The organism is Kitasatospora sp. MY 5-36, assembly GCF_001182915.1.
In the GTDB taxonomy this organism is placed as follows: Bacteria; Actinomycetota; Actinomycetes; order Streptomycetales; family Streptomycetaceae; genus Kitasatospora.
The window spans coordinates 1-5,967 of the sequence record NZ_LFVW01000683.1; the positions used below are offsets into that span (position 1 = coordinate 1).

3 protein-coding genes and 1 pseudogene are annotated in these 5,967 nt (G+C 75.9%); all 4 read left to right on the top strand.

Annotated features, from left to right (window positions below; translation table 11 throughout):
* Window positions 1–241: 241 nt before the first annotated feature.
* Window positions 242–1,270 (top strand): ABC transporter substrate-binding protein, encoded by a 1,029-nt coding sequence (locus AE652_RS33535; protein WP_049658516.1) that lies wholly within the window; start codon window positions 242–244, stop codon window positions 1,268–1,270.
* Between the two features lie 27 nt (window positions 1,271–1,297).
* A complete protein-coding gene (locus tag AE652_RS33540) occupies window positions 1,298–2,080 on the top strand; it encodes an ABC transporter ATP-binding protein (RefSeq protein WP_049658517.1) in 783 nt (260 codons plus the stop codon).
* Window positions 2,081–2,364: 284 nt separating this feature from the next.
* The gene (locus AE652_RS33545) at window positions 2,365–3,222 is read left to right on the top strand and encodes a DUF4132 domain-containing protein (protein ID WP_049658519.1); all 858 of its coding nucleotides are present in this window, start codon (window positions 2,365–2,367) and stop codon (window positions 3,220–3,222) included.
* A pseudogene (locus AE652_RS33550) lies at window positions 3,219–5,967 on the top strand (hypothetical protein); the annotation flags it as partial. The gene AE652_RS33545 and the pseudogene AE652_RS33550, both read left to right, overlap by 4 nt.

A 5,967-nucleotide genomic window follows, 5' to 3' on the forward strand; every position in this document is an offset into this window, starting at 1 on the left:
GCCGTGACGGCCGGCCAGGTGGGGCGGGTGCCCTCCGGGCGGCCCCCGGGCCCCTCCGGGCGGCCCCCGGGCCGTCGGGGCTCCGGCGCGGTGGCGGGGGGCGCCTTGGTGACGCCGGCTTGCGACAATGTCATAAGGTAAGGCTAACCTAATGGTCGAGTCCGTCCCACGGGGCCCCTCCGCCCCGCCGAACGACCCGGACGCCGCTCAACTCCCGTACCACCGTTGCCCGGAGGCACCCATGCCGTTCGCCCGTCGCCCGCTCAGCCCCGTCCGCCGCCGTGCGGCCCAGGCGCTGGCCGTCACCGGGGCGGCCGCGCTCCTGCTCACCGGCTGCGGCTCCTCCGGCTCCTCCTCCTCGGGTTCGTCCACGGCCGCCTCCCCGGCGGCCGACGCGGCGGGCGGCGGCAAGGGCGGCGACACCGGCAAGCGCACCGTCAAGGACGCCACCGGCAAGGCCGTCGAGGTCCCCGCCGAGCCCAAGCGGATCGTCACCCTCACCCAGGAGGACCTGGACGCGGTGCTCGCCCTCGGCGTCAAGCCGGCCGGCATCACCAACGGCCAGGGGCTGGCCGAGCCGCCCGCGTACCTCAAGGACAAGGTGCAGGGCGTCCCGGTGGTCGGGAACCTGCTCCAGCCCGTGATGGACAAGGTGATCGCCGCCAAGCCCGACCTGATCCTGGCCGGCGACATGCAGGACGAGCAGGTGCTCAAGCAGCTGCGCGAGATCACCCCCGCCACGCTGGTCACCATGGCGCCCACCGACGACTGGAAGCTCGCCTTCCGGGGCATCGGCAACGCCGTCAACAAGCTCGACCAGGCCAACAAGGTGATCGGCGACTACGAGGCCAAGGCCGCCAAGGCGGGCGGCGAGCTCGGCAAGAACAAGGGCGCCGCCGTCTCCATCGTCCGCTGGAACCCCACCGGCCCGAGCTGGATGGAGAAGAAGCAGTTCGCCAGTGGCGTCGCCCTGGACATGGGCCTGACCCGCCCGGCCGCGCAGGACAAGGACGGCAACGCCCACAGCCCGGCGCTCAGCCTGGAGAAGCTCAACGAGATCGACGGCGACTGGCTGTTCCTCTCCACCCTGACCGACGACGGCAAGACCGCGCTCAAGGACGTCCAGTCCAAGCCCGCCTACCAGGAGCTGGGCGCGGTGAAGAACAACCACGCCGTCACCGTGGACGGCTCGGTCTGGTCCACCCGGGGCGGCCCGCTCGCCGCGGACGTCGTCATCGGCGACCTCGCCAAGGCGCTCGGCGGCAGCTGAGCGGGCGCCGGTCGAGGGGGAGCTGCCATGGAGTTGACGATCCAGGGACTCAGCGCCGGCTACGGGCCGGGGCGCCCGGTGCTCGGCGGCGTCGACCTCACCGTCCCGGCCGGCCGGGTGGTGGCGGTGGTCGGGCCGAACGGCTGCGGGAAGTCCACCCTGCTGCGGTCCGTCGCGCGGCTGCACCGGCCGGACGGCGGGCGGGTCCTGGTCGGCGGCGAGGACGTGTGGCGGCTGCGCCCGCGCCAGGCCGCCCACCGGGTCGCGCTGCTGCCGCAGAGCCCGCAGGCCCCGGAGGCGGTGACCGTCGCCGGACTCGTCCGCTACGGCCGCCATCCGCACCAGGGACTCTTCCGGCAGTGGTCGGCGGAGGACGAGCGGCTGACCGCCGAGGCCCTGCGCGCCACCGGCGTGGAGGAGCTGGCCGACCGCCGGCTCGACCGGCTCTCCGGCGGCCAGCGCCAGCGCTGCTGGCTGGCCATGGTGCTCGCCCAGGACACCCCGGTGGTGCTGCTCGACGAGCCGACCAGCGCGCTCGACCTCGGGCACGCGGTGGAGGTGCTGGAGCTGGTCCGCCGGGTCGCGGCGGGCGGGCGGACGGTGGTCATGGTGCTGCACGACCTCGCGGCGGCCGCCCGGTACGCGGACCTGCTGGTCGCGCTGCGGGACGGTGCGGTGGTGGCCTGCGGGCCGCCGCGCGAGGTGGTGGACGCCCCGCTGGTGCGGGCGCTGTACGACATCGACAGCCATGTGCTCGCGGCGCCGGGCGACGGCGCGCCGGTCATCGTGCCCCGGGCGCCGCTGGGCTGACGGGGCGGCGGTGGGGTCGCCGGGACGCTGGGGCGGAGGGGGCGGCCGGAGCCGGGGGACGGGCGGGGCGGAAGGACGGGCGGGGATCCGATCTGGGGCGGCTGCGTGGGGGCAGCCGCCCCGCCTTTTTCGTCTCTTCGATCACCCGTTCGAGTGGTTTGAAGTCTGCATGTCACGGCCGGAGTTCACCCCGCCCGTCGCATTGTCAGTGGGCCTCGCTACGTTCCTCGCATCGCTGGTCAGCAGGCGATCGACAGGTGTTTCCCGGTGGGAGGAGTACGGCCGTGGCATGGGTGGAGACGGACGCGGGAGGGTACCGCGTGGCGCTCGACGGGGAGGGCAGGGTGGCGTGCCGCAACGCGGCGGGCCGAGACCTCAAGTCCCTGCCGTCGAAGCTCGGTGACGACCGCGTGGTCGTCCAGCTCAAGCAGCTCGCCGAGTGGCTGGCCGCGCACGAGCGGGGCTGCCTGGAGGACGTCGAGCGCTGGATGGTCCGCTCGCTGCCGGTGCCCGCCGCGGTGCTCACCGCCGTGTGGCCGGACGAGGCCTGGCAGGGCGTCCTGAAGGACCTCGTGGTCACCGCCGTGGACGGCTCCGTGGCCGGCTTCCTGCGCGGCGCCGACGCCGAGCGCGGCCTCGGCCTGGTCGACCTGGACGGCGACACCGTGCGCCTCACCGACGGCGAGGTGCTGATACCGCACCCCGTCCTGCTCGAAGACCTCGACGAGCTGCGCGAGTTCGCCGTCGAGCTCGGCGTCTCCCAGCGCGTCCAGCAGCTCTACCGCGAGGTCTGGCACCGGCCGGCCGACGGGTCGGCCGGCACCGAGGTCACCACCTACGCCGGCGGCCGCTACCGGGAGCTGCGCGAGCTGGTCGGGCGCTGCAACCGGCTCGGCTGCCGGGTCCGCGGCGGCTCCGCCGTCCAGTCGGTCACCGAGGGCGGGCGCACCGTCGAGGCCCGGGTCTGGGTCGGCGACTACTACGAGTACGACGCGTGCGAGACGGGCGCGCTCAGCTGGGCCGGCCCGGACGGCCGGGCCCTGCCGCTCACCGAGGTCGGACCGGTCGCCTGGTCCGAGGGCATGCGGATGGCCGCCGCCCTGTACGCCGGCCGCACGATCCAGGGGGAGGAAGCCGCATGACCGCCACCGGCCTGACCACGACCACCACCACCAACCCGGGCGGCAACGGCGCCGACCGCGCCGCGACGCCCGAGGAACTGCTCGACGCCGGGGCCGTGCTCCCGTCCGGCACCCTGCCCGACGCCGGCCGCCCCGACAGCGCCGCCGACGTGCTCACCGCCCGCACCTACACCCACCCCGCGCTCGACGGCCGCCGGATCGTCCGGCTCGTCCCCGGCGCGCTCGGCCCGGCCGAGGACCTCGCCCTCGACTTCCTCGGCCTGGCGCCGGAGGCCGGGGCCGCCGAGGTCGGCCAGGTCCGCCAGGAGGCGCTCGGCTTCCCCGCCTGGGCACTGGTCCACGACCCGGCCAACGGCCACCACGCGCTCGCCCTGGTCAAGGAGCTGGAGCGGATCGCCCGCCAGGCCGCCTCCAAGCCCGGCGCCGCCAAGGACGGCTTCGACGAGCTCGCCACCCGCCTCGGCCGCGCCGTCCCGCACTTCCTGCCCACCTTCTGCGAGGAGGTCGGCCGGATCTTCCTCGGCCACGGCAACCAGACCTACGCCGCCGCCTGGTTCGGCAAGGCCCGCGAGGCCGAGCGCACCCACGGCCTGACGGTGGACGAGGAGCGGCTGCGCGCCGTCTTCCTGGAGTTCGCCCTGGCCGGCGCGCTCACCGTCAAGTCGCTGCGCCAGTACGTCAAGGAGCTCGCCCAGCGGCTCGACCCGCTGACCGCCTGGCAGCGCTTCCGCCAGCTGTGCACCGAGCGCTCCGCGGCCGGCATGGCCCCGTACGCCGGGATCGCCGAGGACGCCCGCGCCCTGATCAAGGCCGCCGGACTGGACCGCACCGAGCACGAACGGGCGCTGCTCGCCGAGCTGCTGGACTCCCCGGCGGTCAACCGGGCGCCCGCCGCGTTCTGGAAGTCCTGGCACGGCGCGCTGGTCGAGCTCGGCCGCGACGACACGGCGGTCCGCACCCGACTGCTGGAACTGCTGCCCGACCCGGCCTCCGCCGACCCGGCCCCGCACGACACCGCCTGGCTGGCGGTGCTCGCCGAGACCGGCGCCGAGGAACTGCTCACCGGCCCCCGCGCCGAGGGCGCCGAGCCCGCCGCCGCCTGGCTCCAGCGCTGGTGCCACCACCACGGCCGCGGCTGGCGCAACCGGCCCAGCTGCCCGGCCACCCTCGCGCTGGTCGGCCGGATGGTCGAGCGGCTGAAGGCCGACGCCGTCCCGGTGGACCTCCACACCGGCATCCGCGCCAGCCACACCCGGATCGACCTGCTGGACCTGCTGCTGGCCGCGGGCGTGCCGGTGGCCGACCCGCCCGGCGGCCTCGGCTTCGACCTGCGCGACTGGGCGGCGCAGAGCGGCCCCGACAGCTCCGCCCTCACCGCCGTCGGCGCCGACGAGCGCTACCGGCCGCTGCTGCGCCGGGCCACCCCGCCCGCCTGGGAGACGGCCGTCCGGCGCCAGGCACCCGCCGTGCCGCTGCTGAACGAGCTGTTCGCGGAGTGGGCCGAGGAGCGCGCCGAGGAGCTGACCGCCGCCCGCGGCCTGGCCGGCGCCGCCGACCTGGTCCGGTCGATCGGCCAGTACCACACCGCCATCCGGACGGTCGCCCCGGCCGTCGCCGAGCGGATCGCCGCCCTCGACGTCACCGCGCTGCTCACCGACGCCCTCCGGGCCGGAATCCTGGACGAACTCGGCTGGCCCGCCCTGGAGGAGGCGCTCGGCAAGCTCGCCGACCCGCCCGCCGACGACGCCCCGCAGCACCCCGTCCCCAGCCTGGCCGGCGCCGGCCTGAGCGACCTGCTCATCGAGGACGCCTGGCCGCACCTGATCCTCGCCCGCCTCGACCGGGCCGTCGTGGTCGGCCCGCAGGGCATCGTGCTGGAGCACACCCTGCGGCTGCCCGAGCGGCCGTCGCACGAGCGCAACCGGACCAGGCTGCGCTTCGTCGACGGCGAACTGCTGGTCGTCTGGTCCGAGGAGGGCAAGCAGCTCGCGTACTGGTCCAGCCGCCCGGACGAGCGGTTCGAGCTCGAGGGCGAGACCATCGCCGGCTACTACTACCGCGACCGCGAGCCCGAGGCGCCCTCCCTCCAACTGCCCGGCGGCGGCCGCACCACCGGCGAGCGCCCGCTGCACGCCGGCGACACCCGGATGCCCCACGAGCACCCCGTCCTCGGCGACGGCACCGGCTACTGGACGATGCGCCGCACCACCGAGGGCGAGGCCGTCCTGCGCGAACTCGACCCGGCCACCGGCACCCTGGGGCGCACCGCCGAACCGCCGGTGATCGCCGCCACCGCCCACGCCGGCCGACTGGTCCAGCGCAGCACCTGGCTGCTGCCGCTCCAGCCCGGCCTGGAGCGGACCCCGCTCGGCACCGACGGCACCGTGCTCGGCAACTGGGTCAGGACGGAGCCCGGCAAGGCCGTCACCACCTTCACGGCCGACGGCCACCGCATCGAGCTGCCGCTGGCCGGTCACCGGACGGACACCGTCCCGGTGGCCCGGCTCGCCCTGCCCGGCGCGGCCGCCCCGGTGGTCAGCCACACCTCCGGCGAGCACTTCTCGCTCAACCTGCCCGACCTCACCGGCCAGGCCGACCGCACCGTCGACCTGCGCCCCGGCCGCTCCGGCGAGCTCTCCGCCGCCGGCACCCCGCTCATCCCGCCCTACCCGCACTGGCACGCCCTGCGCCCGCGCGACGAGGCGGGCTCGGAGGCACTGCGCGCCGTCACCGCCGAGCAGGCCG

Excerpts from the sequence above, each read along its gene's own strand:
- AE652_RS33535 (WP_049658516.1), top strand. The coding sequence starts at position 242 with ATGCCGTTCGCCCGTCGCCCGCTCAGCCCCGTCCGCCGCCGTGCGGCC.
- AE652_RS33540 (WP_049658517.1), top strand. The coding sequence starts at position 1,298 with ATGGAGTTGACGATCCAGGGACTCAGCGCCGGCTACGGGCCGGGGCGC.